General features: G+C 38.8%; 19 protein-coding genes and 2 tRNA genes. 6 read left to right on the top strand and 15 right to left on the bottom strand.

Features of this window, described 5'->3' with window-relative positions:
* Positions 1-15: 15 nt before the first annotated feature.
* From nusA to rlmE, 9 genes are all read right to left on the bottom strand, one after another.
* On the bottom strand, positions 16-1,530 hold the full coding sequence (gene nusA / locus QE177_RS01330) for a transcription termination factor NusA (protein ID WP_280550952.1): 1,515 nt from the start codon (positions 1,528-1,530) through the stop codon (positions 16-18).
* A gap of 23 nt (positions 1,531-1,553) precedes the next feature.
* Complete coding sequence (gene rimP / locus QE177_RS01325) at positions 1,554-2,006, bottom strand: ribosome maturation factor RimP (RefSeq protein ID WP_026821828.1); 453 nt, start codon at positions 2,004-2,006, stop codon at positions 1,554-1,556.
* Positions 2,007-2,196: 190 nt separating this feature from the next.
* Positions 2,197-2,273, bottom strand: a tRNA-Met gene (locus QE177_RS01320).
* A gap of 60 nt (positions 2,274-2,333) precedes the next feature.
* Positions 2,334-2,423: transfer RNA gene (locus QE177_RS01315), tRNA-Leu, on the bottom strand.
* A gap of 57 nt (positions 2,424-2,480) precedes the next feature.
* A complete protein-coding gene (gene secG / locus QE177_RS01310; protein ID WP_280550951.1) occupies positions 2,481-2,819 on the bottom strand; it encodes a preprotein translocase subunit SecG in 339 nt (112 codons plus the stop codon).
* 240 nt (positions 2,820-3,059) lie between these two features.
* A complete protein-coding gene (gene glmM / locus QE177_RS01305) occupies positions 3,060-4,397 on the bottom strand; it encodes a phosphoglucosamine mutase (protein WP_280550950.1) in 1,338 nt (445 codons plus the stop codon).
* A complete protein-coding gene (gene folP, locus QE177_RS01300; protein WP_280552185.1) occupies positions 4,390-5,238 on the bottom strand; it encodes a dihydropteroate synthase in 849 nt (282 codons plus the stop codon). The genes glmM and folP overlap by 8 nt, the downstream gene beginning before the upstream one ends.
* 84 nt (positions 5,239-5,322) lie before the next feature.
* Entirely contained in the window at positions 5,323-7,269 is a 1,947-nt protein-coding gene (gene ftsH / locus QE177_RS01295; protein ID WP_280550949.1) for an ATP-dependent zinc metalloprotease FtsH, read from the bottom strand.
* Positions 7,270-7,328: 59 nt separating this feature from the next.
* Positions 7,329-7,958 (bottom strand): 23S rRNA (uridine(2552)-2'-O)-methyltransferase RlmE, encoded by a 630-nt coding sequence (rlmE, locus tag QE177_RS01290; protein ID WP_280550948.1) that lies wholly within the window; start codon positions 7,956-7,958, stop codon positions 7,329-7,331.
* 134 nt (positions 7,959-8,092) lie between these two features.
* Here rlmE and yhbY point away from each other — a divergent pair, with 134 nt between their 5' ends.
* Complete coding sequence (gene yhbY, locus QE177_RS01285) at positions 8,093-8,386, top strand: ribosome assembly RNA-binding protein YhbY (protein WP_280550947.1); 294 nt, start codon at positions 8,093-8,095, stop codon at positions 8,384-8,386.
* A gap of 119 nt (positions 8,387-8,505) precedes the next feature.
* On the opposite strand, the gene greA is transcribed toward yhbY, so the two are convergent.
* Positions 8,506-8,982, bottom strand: a complete 477-nt coding sequence (greA, locus tag QE177_RS01280) for a transcription elongation factor GreA (protein WP_026821834.1) — start codon at positions 8,980-8,982, stop codon at positions 8,506-8,508.
* A 282-nt stretch (positions 8,983-9,264) separates the two neighbouring features.
* Here greA and dacB point away from each other — a divergent pair, with 282 nt between their 5' ends.
* Positions 9,265-10,695, top strand: coding sequence for a serine-type D-Ala-D-Ala carboxypeptidase (dacB, locus tag QE177_RS01275; protein ID WP_348519918.1), 1,431 nt, complete (start codon positions 9,265-9,267; stop codon positions 10,693-10,695).
* A gap of 52 nt (positions 10,696-10,747) precedes the next feature.
* Here the strand turns inward: dacB and cgtA are convergent, their stop codons facing one another.
* The 3 genes from cgtA to rplU all read right to left on the bottom strand — a co-directional run bounded on the left by cgtA (position 10,748) and on the right by rplU (position 12,630).
* The gene (gene cgtA, locus QE177_RS01270; protein WP_280550945.1) at positions 10,748-11,911 is read right to left on the bottom strand and encodes an Obg family GTPase CgtA; all 1,164 of its coding nucleotides are present in this window, start codon (positions 11,909-11,911) and stop codon (positions 10,748-10,750) included.
* Positions 11,912-12,044: 133 nt separating this feature from the next.
* Positions 12,045-12,302, bottom strand: coding sequence for a 50S ribosomal protein L27 (rpmA, locus tag QE177_RS01265; RefSeq protein WP_026821837.1), 258 nt, complete (start codon positions 12,300-12,302; stop codon positions 12,045-12,047).
* 19 nt (positions 12,303-12,321) lie between these two features.
* Positions 12,322-12,630, bottom strand: coding sequence for a 50S ribosomal protein L21 (gene rplU, locus QE177_RS01260; RefSeq protein ID WP_026821838.1), 309 nt, complete (start codon positions 12,628-12,630; stop codon positions 12,322-12,324).
* Positions 12,631-12,906: 276 nt separating this feature from the next.
* Between rplU and ispB the strand changes: the two genes are divergently transcribed.
* Positions 12,907-13,878 (top strand): octaprenyl diphosphate synthase, encoded by a 972-nt coding sequence (gene ispB / locus QE177_RS01255; RefSeq protein ID WP_280550944.1) that lies wholly within the window; start codon positions 12,907-12,909, stop codon positions 13,876-13,878.
* A gap of 20 nt (positions 13,879-13,898) precedes the next feature.
* On the opposite strand, the gene QE177_RS01250 is transcribed toward ispB, so the two are convergent.
* Positions 13,899-14,291: a DNA-binding protein gene (locus QE177_RS01250; protein ID WP_026821840.1), complete on the bottom strand. Its 393-nt coding sequence runs from the start codon at positions 14,289-14,291 to the stop codon at positions 13,899-13,901.
* A gap of 569 nt (positions 14,292-14,860) precedes the next feature.
* Here QE177_RS01250 and QE177_RS01245 point away from each other — a divergent pair.
* A complete protein-coding gene (locus QE177_RS01245; RefSeq protein ID WP_026821841.1) occupies positions 14,861-15,136 on the top strand; it encodes a helix-turn-helix transcriptional regulator in 276 nt (91 codons plus the stop codon).
* A 59-nt stretch (positions 15,137-15,195) separates the two neighbouring features.
* On the opposite strand, the gene mdh is transcribed toward QE177_RS01245, so the two are convergent.
* Positions 15,196-16,134, bottom strand: coding sequence for a malate dehydrogenase (mdh, locus tag QE177_RS01240; RefSeq protein ID WP_280550943.1), 939 nt, complete (start codon positions 16,132-16,134; stop codon positions 15,196-15,198).
* Positions 16,135-16,551: 417 nt separating this feature from the next.
* On the opposite strand from mdh, the gene argR reads away from it, so the two are divergent.
* Both argR and fbp read left to right on the top strand, forming a co-directional pair.
* On the top strand, positions 16,552-17,022 hold the full coding sequence (gene argR / locus QE177_RS01235; RefSeq protein ID WP_026821843.1) for a transcriptional regulator ArgR: 471 nt from the start codon (positions 16,552-16,554) through the stop codon (positions 17,020-17,022).
* A 168-nt stretch (positions 17,023-17,190) separates the two neighbouring features.
* Positions 17,191-18,198: a class 1 fructose-bisphosphatase gene (gene fbp / locus QE177_RS01230; protein ID WP_280550942.1), complete on the top strand. Its 1,008-nt coding sequence runs from the start codon at positions 17,191-17,193 to the stop codon at positions 18,196-18,198.
* Positions 18,199-18,260: the final 62 nt, after the last annotated feature.

Genomic DNA, 18,260 nt, shown 5'->3' with positions numbered 1-18,260 from the left:
CCTTCCTGCTACAAATTATTTTGGATCGTTGCCAAACCAGCAAATATTGCGCGCAGCCATAATAATTTCACCAGCCTGTTCATCATTCAGCCCTTCTTCAATATCTCTCAGATCGTCGATCCCCTGCTCGGCAAGATCTTCCAATGTACAAATACCATGAGCAGCTAGGTTCATTGCTAAAACATGATTCATACCTGGTAGATTTAACAGATCCTCAGTTGGCTGATTATCCCCCATACTCTCTTTTTGAGCCAATTCTAATGTCGTCAGCGCTGCTTTCGCTCTTTCACGCAAAACTTCAATCGTTGTCTCATCAAGTCCTTCAATTTCTAATAGTTCGTTGATTGGTACATAAGCTAATTCTTCTAATGTAGAAAAACCTTCTTCAACGAGAGCAGTAGCGAATTCTTCATCAATATCAAGATGCTTCACAAAAGAATTAATAGATGCATGTGCCTCTGCTTGATGTTTAGCTTCAAGTTCTTCCGCAGTCATGACATTCAATTCCCATCTGTCATCTCCACGATGCTTTTTTAGTAACTGAGAAGCTAAGCGAACATTTTGTCCATTACGACCAATTGCCTGAGCCAAATTACTACTTTCAACGGCAACATCCATCGTACATTTATCTTCATCAACGACAATAGAAGCAACATCAGCTGGCGCCATCGCATTGATCACAAATTGTGCAGGATTATCATCCCACAAAACAATATCAATACGCTCACCACCAAGTTCGCTTGATACTGCTTGCACCCTTGCGCCACGCATTCCAACACAAGCGCCTACTGGATCAATGCGTTTATCATTCGTTTTTACGGCAATTTTTGCCCGCGATCCTGGGTCACGCGCAGCAGCTTTAATTTCTATAATTTCTTCACCAATTTCAGGTACTTCTATGCGAAATAATTCCACTAACATTTCAGGACGAGAACGGCTAACAAATAGCTGCGCCCCACGTGCTTCTGGACGTACATCATACAATACACCACGCACACGGTCACCTGGGCGAAAGTTTTCACGTGGTAACATATCTTCCCGCAAAATTACCGCTTCGGCATTATTTCCTAAATCTAACGTAATATTTTCACGATTTACTTTTTTTACCACTCCGGTAATGATTTCACCTTGATGCTCACGAAATTGTTCAACAACCATTGCTCTCTCAGCTTCACGTACCTTTTGAACAATAACCTGTTTTGCAGTTTGAGTGGTAATGCGGTCAAACGTAACAGACTCTATTTGATCCTCTACATAATCGCCTAATTTAATCTCTGAGTCTTCAAATTTTGCCGCATCTAATGTAATTTCGCGTGTTGGCTGCGTCACTTCTTCAACTACCAACCAACGCCGAAATGTATCAAAATCTCCCGTTTTTCGATCAATATTAACGCGAACATCAATCTCTTGTTCATATTTTTTCTTAGTAGCTGTTGCTAATGCGGTTTCAAGCGCCTCAAAGATTTTTTCGCGAGGAAGAGATTTTTCATTAGAAACCGCTTCCACAACAGCCAGAATTTCTTTATTCATCCTAGTTGCCTCATTGAACTTTATTAAAAGTGGGGTACCAGGTTAGCTTTCTGGATGTTTTTTAGTGCAAACACTTCGTCCTTGCCATCCACAGTAACCGTAATCATTTCGTCATTAACAGCCTTAATTATACCTTGCCATTTACGACGGTTCTGCATTGCTATTCTTAATATTAAATTCACTTCTTTACCAATAAAACGCTGATAGTGTGCAACAGTAAAAAGTGGGCGCTCAAGTCCTGGTGAAGATATCTCCAGGTTATAGAGCACTGAGATCGGATCTTCAACATCCAGTACTGCGCTGACCTGGTGGCTAACATCGGCACAATCATCAACAGTAACACCATTTTCATTATCAATATAAACGCGTAATGTCGAAACACGTGCTCGAATAAATTCCAGCCCAACAAATTCAAAACCTAATGCTTCTACCGGCACTGAAATCATCGATGTTAATTTTTGCTCTAATGTGGACAAACCCCACCCCCAGACATAAAAAAAGGGCTAAAAGCCCAGTAATTCTGTTTTAAATAACAAAAAACCCCGAAAACCGGGGCTTTATGCAACTGGACCCTATACACTGCCAGTAGGTTTAACCCCTGACTCAGCACTCTTCCAAACGAAAATAATCCAATAAAACGCCTGAGATAGATCACATGCTAAGAAGTGGTTGCGGGAGCCGGATTTGAACCGACGACCTTCGGGTTATGAGCCCGACGAGCTACCAAGCTGCTCCATCCCGCGTTCGAAAAACTTCGCAAATTTTACGCTGATAATATGCGAAACGCAAGTTATCTTTTAAAATGGTGCCGAGGACGGGACTTGAACCCGTACGCCCGTTTTATAGGCACTACCACCTCAAGGTAGCGTGTATACCAATTTCACCACCTCGGCACACCAGTAAGACAATTTTTTTGACAAAACCGCCTCACTACACAAACTGTTGTTTAATTAATGAGGGATATCACTTGTTGGTGCTACAGGCGCTGTAGGTACTCCAGCTGGTTTCTCAACTTTAACCGGTTCACCAATGTTTTCCCATTTGCTGCCAGTCACACTTTTATTGGAGGTTAAATTCCCTAAAATTAAACTGATAACAAAGAATAATGTTGCAAAGATAGCCGTCATCCGCGTCATAAAATTACCTGATCCTGATGAACCAAATAATGTTGCAGAAGCGCCTGCACCGAATGAAGCTCCCATATCAGCACCTTTCCCTTGTTGCAACATGACCATACCAATCAGCGCAATTGAGACTAATAAAAAGATAACCAAAAGGGTTATGTACATAGCTAACTACCTATTTGACAATAAAGTTTGGGAAAACCTATCTACTGCAGCTTGCTCCTTACGTCGTTACTTTAAGGAGCGGCTTTGAATACTAACCAAAGCTTAGCTGACAAGCAAGATTATTTTTATCTCATTGTACTATTTGTAGAAAAAAACAACAAAAATCGTTACCTGAAGACAACTGTGAAAAATAACACAATACTTATACAACCATATGATTTTTTCTAAAAATATTATGATCTATTTTACTTGCTTGACCACTTCAGCAATACGATTAGCCATTGCAGTAACCTGTTTTTCATTCTCACCTTCCACCATGATGCGAATTAAAGGCTCGGTACCTGATTTACGCAATAAAACCCGCCCTCTACCTGCTAGGTCATTTTCCACTTGATTTACCACATTTAAAACATCTTCTGTAACCAATGGATTATGGCTACCAGAAAAACGCACATTTACCAATACCTGAGGCATCAACTTCACCTCTCGGCAAAGATCATAAAGGCTCGTATTATTACGGATCATGGCACTTAGAACTTGTAAACCAGCGATAATACCATCACCTGTTGTTGTTTTATCTAACAAAATAATGTGACCTGAATTTTCAGCACCAAGCCGCCATCCTTGTTCTTGTAATTTTTCGAGAACATAACGATCGCCGACTTTTGCCCGGATAAAAGGTATATCCAACTGTTGCAAGGCTAATTCTAACCCCATATTACTCATTAAAGTGCCAACAACACCACCATGCAATTGACCTTGTCGAAGTGCATCGCGAGCAATAATATAAAGAATTTGATCGCCATCTATCCTATTGCCCCGATGATCAACCATTATTAGCCGATCACCATCACCATCAAACGCAAGGCCAATATCCGCTTTTTCTGCTACAACACGTTTTTGCAGCAGCGCAACGTCAGTCGCCCCACAGCCCTGATTAATATTCAGTCCGTTTGGTTCGCAGCCAATTGCGATGACTTCAGCACCAAGCTCAGTTAAAACATTCGGTGCAATGTGATATGTTGCGCCATTAGCACAGTCTAAAACTATTTTTAATCCACTTAGACTTTGGTCACTGGGAAACGTCCCTTTGCAATACTCTATATAACGCCCAGCAGCATCAACAATACGACTCGCTCGTCCTAATTCGGCAGATTCTACACAAGTAAGAGGTTTCTCCATCTCAGCTTCTATTGCTTCTTCTACGTCATCAGGTAACTTAGTTCCATCAATCGAAAAGAATTTAATACCATTATCATAATAGGGGTTATGAGAAGCAGAAATGACTATACCCGCCTCAGCACGGTATGTACGTGTTAAATAAGCAATTGCTGGTGTTGGCATAGGACCTGTAAATGCAGCAGATAATCCAGCTGCTGCAAGACCCGCTTCTAAAGATGACTCCAACATATAACCTGAAATGCGTGTATCTTTACCTATGATTATTTTACGAGAACCATGCCGCGCTAAAACTTTACCCGCTGCCCAACCCAATTTCAAAACAAAATCAGGGGTAATGGGGTTTTCTCCTACTTTGCCACGAATACCATCGGTGCCAAAATATTTGCGCTTACTCATAATCATCTGTTTCCTTTATTAAAAGGGTTGCTTGAACAATCTTCATAGCCTGTACAGTTTCTTTCACATCATGCGCACGAATAATCTGTGCTCCCTGCATAGCTGCGATAACAGCGCATGCGATACCGCCAATAAGCCGTTCCTCTAGTGGTACATCTAATAATTCACCGATCATAGATTTACGCGACATACCAACTAGTAGCGGCACTCCTAGAGCATGAAATTCATTCAATTTTGCTAATAATTGATAATTATGCGCCAAATTTTTACCAAAACCGAAACCTGGATCAATAATCAAACGACTTTTCGCAATGCCAGCCGCTTTACAGCGGTCAATTTCATCTGATAAATACTGTTTTACTTCTGCAACCACATTTTTATAATCAGGTGTTTGTTGCATTGTCTTAGGTTGACCTAACATATGCATAATACAGATAGGTAACCCTGTTGCAGCTGCGGCTTCTAATGCACCCGGCTCATGTAACGACCGAACATCATTAATAATATGCGCACCTGCTCTGGCTGCCTCTGCCATGACAACAGCTTTCGATGTATCAACAGAAACCCAAACATCAAAACGGTCAGTTACGGCTTCAATTATTGGGATAACCCGGTCAAGTTCTTGCTGTAAACTAACTTCACTAGCACCTGGACGAGTCGATTCACCACCAATATCGATAATTGCCGCACCATGGTCAACCATACTAGCTGCATGCTTGAGCGCATAGTCGTAACGATTGTATATACCACCATCAGAAAAAGAGTCTGGAGTAACATTTAATATTCCCATGACAATAGGATGATTAAGATCAAGCTCTATTTTTCGGGCAGTAATTTTCATAATTACCTTACTCAACCAAACAAAACCCCAGGCTATCCTGGGGTTTCAATTATTTATTCATTTCACATAGAGAAACGATGAGCATTAACGATTCTCTGTGTTACTACCATTATCATTTCCATGCACACTATCTTCACCCTGGGCGGCAGAAATATTCTTTTCTGACTCTCCTTGTGATGAGGATGTTGCAGTAGGATTACTACTATCATTATCATCCCAGCCAGCTGGTTTCCTGACTGGACGGCGGTTCATTAAATCATCAATTTGAGGTGCATCAATGGTTTCATATTTCATTAATGCATCCTTCATCGCATGCAGAATATCCATATGATCATTCAAAATCTGACGAGCCCGTTTATAATTACGATCAATAATTGCCTTGATCTCTTCATCAATTGCTCGCGCAGTTTCGTCTGACATATGATTAGCTTTAGCAACCGAACGGCCTAGGAAAACCTCACCTTCTTCCTCAGCATAGAGCAATGGTCCTAGTTTCTCAGAAAAACCCCATTGCGTCACCATGTTACGGGCAAGATTAGTTGCTACTTTAATATCGTTTGAGGCACCAGTAGATACCTTTTCTGAACCGTAAATAATTTCTTCCGCTAACCTGCCACCATAAAGGGTAGAAATTTGACTTTCTAGCTTTTGCCGGCTCGCACTAATTTGATCACCTTCTGGCAAGAAGAATGTGACACCTAACGCACGACCACGCGGGATAATTGTCACTTTGTGAACAGGATCATGCTCTGGAACAATACGTCCTATAATTGCATGACCAGCCTCATGATAAGCAGTAGATTCTTTTTGTTCTTCTGTCATGACCATAGAGCGACGTTCAGCACCCATCATGATCTTGTCTTTTGCCTTTTCGAATTCCACCATAGTGACAACACGCTTATTTCCGCGCGCCGCAAAAATGGCGGCTTCATTAACTAAATTAGCTAAATCTGCACCAGAAAAACCGGGTGTGCCTCGTGCCAATACCGAAGCATCAACACTAGGATCTAAAGGTACACGGCGCATATGAACTTTCAAAATCTGTTCACGACCACGTACATCAGGTAGACCCACAACAACTTGCCGATCAAAACGTCCAGGACGCAATAATGCCGGATCTAGCACATCGGGGCGGTTGGTAGCAGCAATAACGATAATACCTTCATTACCTTCAAATCCATCCATCTCTACCAACATTTGGTTAAGAGTCTGTTCACGTTCATCGTGTCCTCCTCCCAAACCTGCACCACGTTGACGACCAACAGCATCTATTTCGTCAATAAAGATGATACAAGGCGCTGCTTTCTTGGCTTGCTCAAACATATCGCGAACGCGAGAAGCACCAACACCAACAAACATTTCGACGAAATCTGAGCCGGAGATAGTAAAAAAAGGAACCTTTGCTTCACCAGCAATCGCTTTTGCCAATAAAGTTTTACCCGTTCCCGGTGGTCCTACCATCAAAATTCCCTTAGGAATTTTACCACCTAATTTTTGAAAACGTCCAGGCTCACGCAGATATTCAACTAATTCACCCACTTCTTCTTTCGCTTCATCACAACCGGCAACATCAGCAAAAGTTGTTTTAATTTGATCTTCTGTCAGCATGCGCGCCTTACTCTTACCAAAGGACATAGCACCTTTGCCACCTCCTCCCTGCATCTGACGCATAAAAAAGATCCAAACCCCAATCAGTAATAACATTGGGAACCAGGAAATGAAAATAGTTGCTAAGAAACTTTGCTCTTGAGGTGGTTCACCAATGACAGTGACATGCCTTTCAAGCAAGGTATCCAACAATCTTGGATCCTCTCTTACTGGAATATAAGTCGTATAACGACTGTTATCCGTTTTCTTAACACTAATTTCACGATCAGAAATGCGCACTTCACGTATCTGATCCTGAGTTAACTCATTCATAAAGGTAGAATAATCCACCCTGCGACTATTTGAATCGCTAGGACCAAAACTCTGGAATAGAGACATCAGGACTACCGCAATGACTACCCAGAGAATCAGGTTTTTCGCCATGTCACTCAAGGGATGAACCTCTTCATTACAACTATGTTAAATAAATAACGTACAGGGTACTATAATTTGCGTCCTGTCGCTACAATGTACACTTCACGTGAACGTGACCGCGAAGCATCTGGTTTACGAATTTTAACTTTTAAAAATAGAGAGCGAATTTCCCTCAGATATTCATCAAAGCCTTCTCCCTGAAATACTTTAACAATAAAACTTCCGCCGGTAGCCAGTACATCACGACACATATCCAACGCTAGCTCAACCAGATACATGGAGCGAGGAATATCGACTGCAGGTGTCCCACTCATATTGGGAGCCATATCCGACATAACAACCTGGACTTTTTTATCACCAACGCGTTCAAGCAATGCCTTTAATATCTGCTCATCTCGAAAATCTCCTTGCAAGAAATCAACACCAACGATGGGATCCATTAGTAATAAATCACATGCAATAACCCGCCCCGTCAGGCCAACTTTACTTACTGCATATTGAGACCAACCTCCAGGCGCTGCACCCAAATCAACAACGGTCATACCAGGTTTAAATATTTTATCACTCTGCTGGATCTCATCCAATTTAAACCATGCACGTGAGCGAAACCCTTTTTTTTGTGCTTGAAGAACGTATTTATCGCTAAAATGTTCCTGTAGCCAACGACTAGAGCTTGCTGAACGCTTTTTATTAGCCATTGTTTTTCCAACTATACTTATAAAATAACATCTATCTTTGCCATTTTCGCTATACCAAAATTATAGAATTTATGGTGATAACTAAAAGATGGCGGTAGAATGTACCGTTTTCAATCCCACTAAAGCAAAAAACAATGACTCTTAATAAAAAGCAAATACAATATCTAAAAAGCCTTGCTCATCATCTAAACCCTGTTGTAATGATAGGTAACAATGGTTTAACTGAAGGTGTTTTAGCTGAAATCGAACAATCCTTGTCATATCATGAACTTATCAAAATCAAAATAGCGAGTGAAGATCGAGATACCAAAAATTTGATAGCAAACGCTATTGTTAGAGAAACCGATGCTATCAATGTACAAATTATTGGTAAAATCTTGATACTCTATCGTCCTTCTGAAACACACAAGATCATTTTACCTAAATAAGTCTTCTACATTTATACAAAAATGCCATCTCATTTCAGGGTAAAAAAGGCCATATTGGCCTCTTTTACTTTTATTTTAAAATTAACTCAAGAATATAACGCTTTAAGATAAAAGGAAAATCAAATATATTCCACTTTCAAAATTTCATATTCAACTTCACCGCCAGGGGTAGTGATGACTGCAACATCATCCATAGTCTTACCGATCAAGCCTCGAGCTATTGGTGAATTAACAGAAATGAGATTTTCTTTGATATCAGCTTCATCATCACCCACAATACGATAAATCTGATCTTCATTTGTCGTTACATTAAATACCGTGACTGTCGCGCCAAATATTACACGACCCTCATTTTTCATTTTTGTTACATCAATAACTTGCGCATGAGACAATTTAGCCTCAATTTCTTGGATACGCCCTTCGCAAAACCCTTGCTGCTCACGCGCTGCATGATATTCTGCATTTTCTTTCAAATCACCATGTTCACGAGCTTCTGCAATAGCAGCAATAATTTCAGGACGGCGGATATTCTTTAAAAATTCTAACTCTTTACGCAACTTTTCTGCGCCACGTACCGTCATTGGAATCTGTTTCATTAATAAATGCCTCTGATTCTTTCCTAAATAAAAAATTAAATATCTTCCTGATTTTTCTGTCATTAAAGCAAATTAGCACTTCTGACAAAACAACATTCTAGGCAAACAAAAAAGGGGTAAACCTTGTTAACTATTAATTTGCAACTTTATTATTCTATCATTTAATTAACCATTCTAACTCACACTTAATGCTAGGTCACCGTTTACTTTTTTCTGCATTACACTTTAGTATGTGTATTATGTCTACTTTTATATACTGCACTTATGGCTTTTTTAAAAAAAATGGGAAGATCATATTGGTTATTTAACCTACTTTTCATATTCAATCAGGCGCTATCAGCGCCAATTGAAACCTATATTAATTATCTGCCTGCAGGCACAAATCTCGCTTTTATCGCACAAAAAGTGGGGAGTGATACTCCGTTGATTGATTACCATAGCCAACAAATGGCTTTGCCTGCAAGTACTCAAAAAATTATTACCGCATTAGCTGCATTGCTTCAATTAGGTAGCGATTATCGATTTGTCACCCATTTTGAAACTGAAGGAAAAATTATCGGCCATCGTTTAAATGGTGATTTAGTTGTACGCTTCACAGGCGATCCAACCTTAACACGCCAACAAATTCGCAATATGGTAGCTGAATTAAAGCAGCTAGGCATTGAACAAATTGATGGCGATTTAATTATTGATATATCAGCCTTCGCTGGCCAAGATAAGGCTCCTGGGTGGGTATGGAATGATATGACACAATGTTTTAGTGCTCCACCAAGCGCCGCTATTATCGATAAAAACTGTTTCTCAGTCACTTTACATAGTGGTCAGAAACCTGGCGATATTGCTTATGTTCATACTGCCCCTTTTTACCCTATTAATATGTTCAGCCAAGTTATTACGCTAGCAAAAGGTTCTACTGATGCACGTTATTGTGCATTAGACGTTATACCAGGAGAACTAAACCGTTATATACTAACTGGTTGCTTAATTCAACGCGCTGAACCGTTACCATTAGCATTTGCCATTCAAAATGGCGCAAGCTATGCAGGAGCCATTATAAAAAATAGCCTGACTGATGCCAAGATAACGATCACCGGGCATATTAAACGGCGCCACTTGCCTACCATAGCAGGAAATATCTTGGCCACAACAAAATCTAAACCACTACATCATTTGTTAACAATAATGTTAAAAAAATCTGATAATATGATAGCTGATGCGATCTTTAGAACCATAGGCCGTGAATATTATGGTGTCCCAGGTACTTGGTCTTCTGGCTCCGATGCTGTCCGCCAGATTTTAAAACAAAAAGCCAATATTAACTTAGCTAATACGACTATGGTAGATGGCTCAGGGCTGTCTCGCCACAATTTAATTACACCAACAGCTATGATGTCTATTTTGCAATATATTGCTAAACATGATAGTCAACTAAACTTTATTGCTATGTTACCATTAGCTGGTCATGATGGCACGCTACGTTATCGTGGGGGCTTAGACAATGCCGGCGTAAATGGTAAGGTCTCTGCTAAAACCGGTGCATTGCAAGGAGTATATAATCTCGTCGGCTTCATTACCGCACAAAGTGGTCAGCGTATCGCTTTTGTACAGTTTATTTCAGCTTATAGCTTACCACCAGCACAATATAATAGTCGCCGTATTCCGCTTGTCCGGTTTGAAGGCCATCTCTATAAAGATCTTTATCGCAATTACTAAAAGAAACAAAAGGGTATCTACTCGATACCCGCTAAAAAATAATTCGCATTAATTAACGCTTATAAATGAAGTCGATTCCCTCTTCATCGTCTTCATCCCAATCGTCATCATCCAGATCCGTTTTATTATCCAATAGTTGTTCTTTGTGATAATCATCCCACATAAATTCAGCTTTATCTGTTCCGGTATTATCTACCGATATATTTTTAGGATGGGCTTGCATAAACGTCATAATATCCCAACAAAGCGCTTTAATACCTAGCTGATTTACTGCAGAAATTTGATAATACTTATCTTGCCATTTTAATGCTTCAATAATGGTTTTTGCGCGGTCATTTGCCTCTTCAGTGGTCAAAAGATCAACTTTGTTAAAAACTAACCACCGCGGTTTTTGTGCTAATTTTTCACTATATTTTTCCAGTTCTGCATCAATTATTTTGGCATTCTCTACCGGATCAGAACCATCAATAGGGCAAATATCAATAAGATGCAGAAGTATCGTGCAGCGTTCCAAATGCTTTAAGAAACGAATTCCAAGACCAGCACCTTCTGCTGCTCCCGCAATTAAACCGGGAATATCTGCAATAACAAAGCTTTGCTCACTATCCATACGTACTACACCCAAACTCGGTACCAAAGTAGTAAATGGATAATCAGCAACTTTGGGTTTTGCTGCTGAGACTGAGCGAATGAAAGTCGATTTACCCGCATTTGGCATACCTAGCATGCCTACATCAGCAAGTAACATCAATTCAAGTAGCAATTCTCTTGTTTCTCCTTTCGTTCCCATGGTTTTTTGACGGGGAGCACGGTTGACTGATGATTTAAATCGAGTATTACCTAAACCATGAAATCCCCCTTTCGCAACCATTAAACGCTGCCCGTGACGGGTCATATCACCAACAATTTCACTGGTTGAAAAGTCACGTATCCGCGTGCCAACCGGGACTTTAATGGTGTTATCTTGACCACGTTTGCCTGTACAATCACGACTTTGGCCATTCTGTCCCCGTTCAGCTCGGAAGATGGTCTCAAATCGATAATCAATTAACGTATTAAGATTTTCATCAGCCAACAGGTAAACATCTCCACCATCTCCACCATCTCCACCATCAGGCCCGCCCTTAGGGATATATTTTTCACGGCGGAAGCTAACGCAGCCATTGCCACCATCGCCAGCTATAACTAATATTTTGGCTTCATCAACAAATTTCATTATCTTTTCTCCGCATACTAGACATTATACGCTAGATGGTAGTTTTACCCAGAGATGGTATCACATAAGGTAATATAAAAAGCCCTGCAAATTTGCAGGGCTTTTTTAAACTCTATTTAAAGATCAAAAAAACTTATTCAGCTTCGATACTGACATATTTACGATTTTTTGGTCCTTTAATTTCAAATTTAACTTTTCCGTCAGCCAATGCAAATAGGGTATGATCGCGACCACAACCAACATTACTACCAGCATGGAATTTAGTACCACGCTGACGAACAATAATGCTACCTGCCAACACAGACTCACCACCAAAACGTTTTACACCTAGGCGTTTTGCTTCGGAATCGCGACCATTACGCGTTGAGCCGCCAGCCTTTTTATGTGCCATTAATCTGCTCTCCTAATTCTTAAGCAATACCAGTGATCTTAACATCAGTAAACCACTGACGGTGGCCCTGTTGTTTACGGCTATGTTTACGGCGACGAAATTTAACAATTTTAATTTTCTCACCGCGACCATGCGCAATAACTTCAGCTTTAACTTTGATGCCTTCAACGACAGGAGCACCGATTTTAATATCATCACCGTCGGCGATCATCAATACTTGATCGAACTCAACAGTTTCACCTGTCGCAATGTCTAGCTTTTCCAGGCGAACTGTTTGGCCTTCGCTGACTCGGTGTTGTTTACCACCACTTTGGAAAACCGCGTACATATAAACTCCGCTTAACACACTCCCTTAGCATATTTGATTTCAGAGTGCATTTTATAAATATTCACAATAGGGCGCGAATTCTACGCAAAAAAGCATCAGAAGACAAGCCTAGAATTCAATCTAATAATAAAAAATCTACTTTATAAAGTGTATTTATTCCTTAGCCGTTCATTTGTAATTAATTTTACAGTACAATCGGTGACAGATTAACAACACAAGAACACATGACTAAATATTATGTTTAGGTAAAACCAAATTGATAAAAGAATTTATAAAATGAATTTAGAATCAATTATCAATCTAACCGCAAAAGACATGGAAGCGGTTAATAAAGCAATCTTGAATCAATTAAATTCAGATGTCCACCTCATTAATCAACTAGGTCACTATATTATTAGTGGTGGCGGAAAAAAAATTCGGCCCATGATTGCTATTCTGGTTGGAAAAGCCCTAGGTTATGAAGGAAAAAAGCATATTAATGTAGCAGCATTGGTTGAATTTATTCATACCGCAACATTACTACATGATGATGTTGTTGATGAGTCGACCCTGCGGCGCGGTAAAAAAACAGCAAATGCTGTTTTCGGTAATGCTGCCAGTGTATTAGTAGGAGACTTCATTTACACCCGTTCATTTCAAATGATGACAGAGCTTGATTCTATGCCTGTTTTAAAACTGATGTCTGATGCAACAAATGTCATCGCAGAAGGTGAAGTTTCACAATTAATTAATTGTAATAATCCAGACATCACCGAAAGTACCTATATGCAAATAATATATAGTAAAACTGCACGCCTATTTGAAGCAGCGACACATGCTTCAGCAATAGTATCAGGGGCCAATGAAACCCAACAGCAAGCCTTACGTGATTATGGTCGTTATCTTGGTACTGCCTTCCAGCTGATTGATGATCTTTTGGATTATGACGCGGATAGTACTACTATTGGCAAAAATATCGGCGATGATTTAGATGAGGGAAAGTTAACACTACCTCTACTTCATGCAATGAAAAAAGGCACCGCAGAAGAATCCGCACTTATTCGTAACTCAATAGAAAAAGGTAATGGGCGCCATTTACTTAGTGCTATATTAATTACCATGAAACGCTGTGGCTCTCTTGAATATACCCGCGACCGAGCTAGTGAGGAAGCCGATAAAGCGATTAAAGCTCTCGATATCTTACCTGATACATCTTATAAAGATGCTCTGATCAGCTTGGCTTGCATTTCCGTTCAACGCCCCTCGTAATAAAACTTCTCTGGAACAGCTCATCCTGTTCCAGAGTGATCTTCTTCCACTAATATCACTTCACAACAATTGATATAACCAATTAACTTTTCCAATCCTTCCCGTAAAATAAATTTAATAATCTTTTCACGCTCTTTTTTTGTTAATTGTTTATAAGCTTCGACCCAAATTAAAAAAGCATCTTGTCGTTTTCCTTTGCCACGATAATCAATAGAGTTATCATTTAGCGATAATACATTAAATACATCTTCAGGCAGACTACTGACATGATATTCAACAGCTTTGCCTTGGACTCCACGTTTTCGACGTTGCTCCCAACCTTCCCTGCGAGCCATTAGGTTGATACCTTGTGGTGATGAAGGCAAACCAACCAATCCAGCGAGTTCTTTCGCGGTATACCATTCTTTTTTCATAATTTTCTCGCATCACTTTTGGTATTAATACATAACCTAATTCTGCAAATCTAATTGTTAAAAATGGTGGCTTTCTTGATTATGTTTTTCTTTTAAAATCCTCCAAATTTCTTAAACATAGAAAAATCATTGAATAAAATCGCAGGGTTATTTCTTTTTTTATGTCTTGCAAATATTGTTCTCCTTTTTACTATCATTATTAACTAATTTTTTTTCTATTAATATCGGACAAATTATTTTATAACTATTAATTCTAAGGAATTAATATGAATTAAAGATTTTTATTTTTGCCATTCTATTATACTGAATTAATATAACTAGAATTAATTATTTACACTCCTAATAAATTGAAGAGAACCTCACTATATTTCCTAAAATATCTGTAAAATTTCTCTATTTTTTGTAATCAAGTTCAAAAAAGAGATTTTTAAGAAAAAAATAAGAAACTATTAAAGAAAAAAAATGTTATTTTATTTCTAATAACAAGTTCTAGTTCGAAATACATGTGAGAACTATCTGTTATTTATACCACTAATACAGCAATATATTTAATAGAAAAAGGATTAAAAATGATTTCACAGAAATCTGATTGGCATCCTGCGGATATTATTGCAGCGCTAAGAAAACGCGGAACAACGTTAGCAGCTATATCAAGACAAGCAGGTTTAAGCTCTTCAACCCTAGCCAATGCTTTATCTCGGCCCTGGCCAAAAGGAGAATGGATAATTGCAAACTTTTTAAACCTTCATCCTTCTGAAATATGGCCCAGCCGTTATTACGATTTCAATACAGGAGAATTATTAGAACGAAATATTCGTCAGCCTACTAATAAAAATAACGAATAAATTATAAAAAAAACCGCAGACTCATATCTGCGGTTTATTATTTAATGAAGTTAATAATATTATTTATTAATAAAATCTTCGCCTAATTTAATATCTTTATTGAGTGTCACTAACATATTTTCCAATTTATTTTTTTCATGTGTATTCATAATATTAATAGGTAATCTTTCTTCAATACCATTTTTACCTAAACGTATTGGCTGAGCAAAAAATCGCGCATATTCACCATCACTTTCTACATAAGCGCACTCAATTATATTTTCTTTACCATTTAAAGCGTGAATTAATGATAAACCAAACCGTGCGGCAGCTTGTCCCATAGAAAGTGTCGCTGATCCGCCACCCGCTTTTGCTTCAACCACTTCAGTACCCGCATTTTGAATACGCTTAGTTAGCTCCTCGGCTTCCTGTTCAGTAAAGTTAACCGTTGGAATTTGAGAGAGTAACGGTAGAATCGTTACGCCAGAATGGCCTCCAATAACCGTCACTTCAATTTCTTGCGGTTTTTTACCTTTTAATTCAGCAACAAAAGTGTTAGAACGAATAATATCTAAGGTTGTTACCCCAAATAGTCGATTTCTATCATACACACCAGCTTTTTTTAATACTTCTGCTGCTATCGGAACGGTGGTATTAACCGGATTAGTAATAATACCAATTAACGCCTTAGGACAGCTATGAGCAACTTTTTCAATCAGATTACGCACGATACCGGCATTGATATTAAACAAATCTGAGCGATCCATTCCCGGTTTCCTGGCAACACCTGCTGAAATTAATACTACATCAGCACCGTCAAGTGCAGGTGTCGGATCTTCACCAGCAAAACCAATTACCTTTACATCTGTTGGAATATGGCTTAAATCTTTAGCAACACCAGGGGTCACAGGAGCAATATCATAAAGACAAAGCTCTGAGCCTGATGGAAGCTGGTTTTTAAGAAGAAGAGCAAGTGCTTGACCGATACCACCTGCCGCCCCAAGAATAGCTAATTTCATGCTGATACTCCTTTATATGATGACACTTCGAAATGGCTTAAAACTTTCAATCTATTACATACGTTATTTATACGACAGTCTATTAATTACGATTAATAGTTGTTAATAGATAAGACTTGTAAATTTTTTCTTTCATTTTAAATAAAATCCTTACCGACTAATGCGATAAGGGACACTTTTTTAATATTGCTTAGGTAGCAGCATAAGGTATAGACACAAGGGTGATTTTTACAATTAACATCATTTTTAAACAAAAAATTATCTTCAATTTCCACAAAGTAGACAAATAACTAACAAATAATTTTTATTATTGCTATTTTTATTATTTTCATAGCACTATAGCTAGACTCCTTGTTGCATAAAAATTCACCTTTATACATAATATCGCCCTACTTAACGTCTTGAAAAAGGTGATTTATGTATGCTTCTTCTAAACAAGAAGATCTCGTGAAAGCTTTTAAAGCTCTGCTCAAGGAAGAGAAATTTAGTTCACAAAGTGAGATTGTTATAGCACTTCAAGAGCAAGGCTTTGAAAATATAAACCAATCAAAAATTTCTAGAATGCTGACTAAGTTTGGCGCGGTGCGTAACCGTAATGCTAAAATGGAAATGGTTTATTGCCTACCCGCTGAACTGGTAGTTCCTACAACAACTAGCCCGCTAAAAAATTTGGTATTAGATGTTAATTACAATGAATCAATTGTAGTTATTCGTACTAGTCCTGGCGCTGCACAACTCATTGCTCGTTTATTGGATTCTTTAGGAACTTCAGAAGGAATTTTAGGTAGCATCGCTGGCGATGATACTATTTTTTCTACCCCAACTCTGGGATTTACCACCAAACGACTTTATGAAGCCATCTTAAATTTATTTGAACAAGAGTTGTAAAAGTCAAAGTTATCGCGCTGATTAGCGCGATAATATGAAATGAATTGCTATCTTAACTAACAAAAATAATCCAACTATTAATCTTGGCCTAATTTGGCTAAACTGCACGCACACAAGGAACACAATTCCTTAAAAAACTTCTATAAAATTTGACTCAGGATCTTGGTCATGAAAACATTAGACGAATTTATCGTTGAAAAACAACATGATTTTCCTCATGCTACTGGTGAACTTACTGCATTATTGTCAGCAATTAAATTAGGTGCAAAAATCATTCACCGCGATATTAACAAAGCCGGCTTGGTGGATATTTTAGGCGTAAGTGGTGCCTCTAATGTTCAAGGTGAAGTTCAAATGAAACTTGATCTATACGCGAATGAAAAATTAAAAGCTGCTTTGAAAGCGCGAGGAGAGGTTGCTGGCATTGCCTCTGAAGAAGAAGACGAAATCGTTATTTTTGATGGTGATCGGGCAGAAAATGCCAAATATGTTGTATTAATGGATCCATTAGATGGTTCATCAAATATTGATGTAAATGTTTCTGTAGGAACTATTTTCTCTATTTATCGCCGCATTACACCGATTGGGCAACCGGTTACTAAAGCAGATTTTTTACAACCGGGCCATCAACAAGTCGCAGCCGGCTACGTTGTGTATGGCTCTTCAACCATGCTGGTCTATACAACCGGTTATGGCGTGCATGCCTTTACCTATGATCCTTCTCTGGGCGTCTTCTGTCTATCTCACGAAAAAGTAATGTTTCCGACACAAGGTAATATGTATTCAATCAATGAAGGAAATTATAGTAAATTTCCATTAGGGGTAAAAAAATATATAAAATATTGCCAGGAACAAGATCCCGCTACATTTCGCCCTTATACCACCCGTTATATTGGCTCTCTAGTGGCAGATTTTCATCGAAATTTACTAAAAGGTGGTATTTATATTTATCCAAGTACAGCAAGTCATCCTAAAGGTAAATTACGCTTGCTATATGAATGTAATCCAATCGCCTTTTTAGCCGAACAGGCGGGAGGTAAAGCAAGTGATGGTACTAATCGGATTTTAGATATTGTTCCAGAACAGCTACATCAACGTGTACCTTTCTTCGTTGGAACAAAATCTATGGTAGAGAAAGCAGAAAGCTTTATGCTTGAGTTTTCAGTTAATGAATAACGCCCTATCAACACAATAAAGGCAATCGATCCGGCCTTTATTGTTAAGATTATTTTTATAAT

The organism is Arsenophonus sp. aPb, assembly GCF_029873475.1.
Lineage (GTDB): Bacteria > Pseudomonadota > Gammaproteobacteria > Enterobacterales > Enterobacteriaceae > Arsenophonus.
The sequence above is the reverse complement of the archived record's forward strand: the minus strand, read 5'-3'. Positions and strand labels throughout refer to the sequence as shown.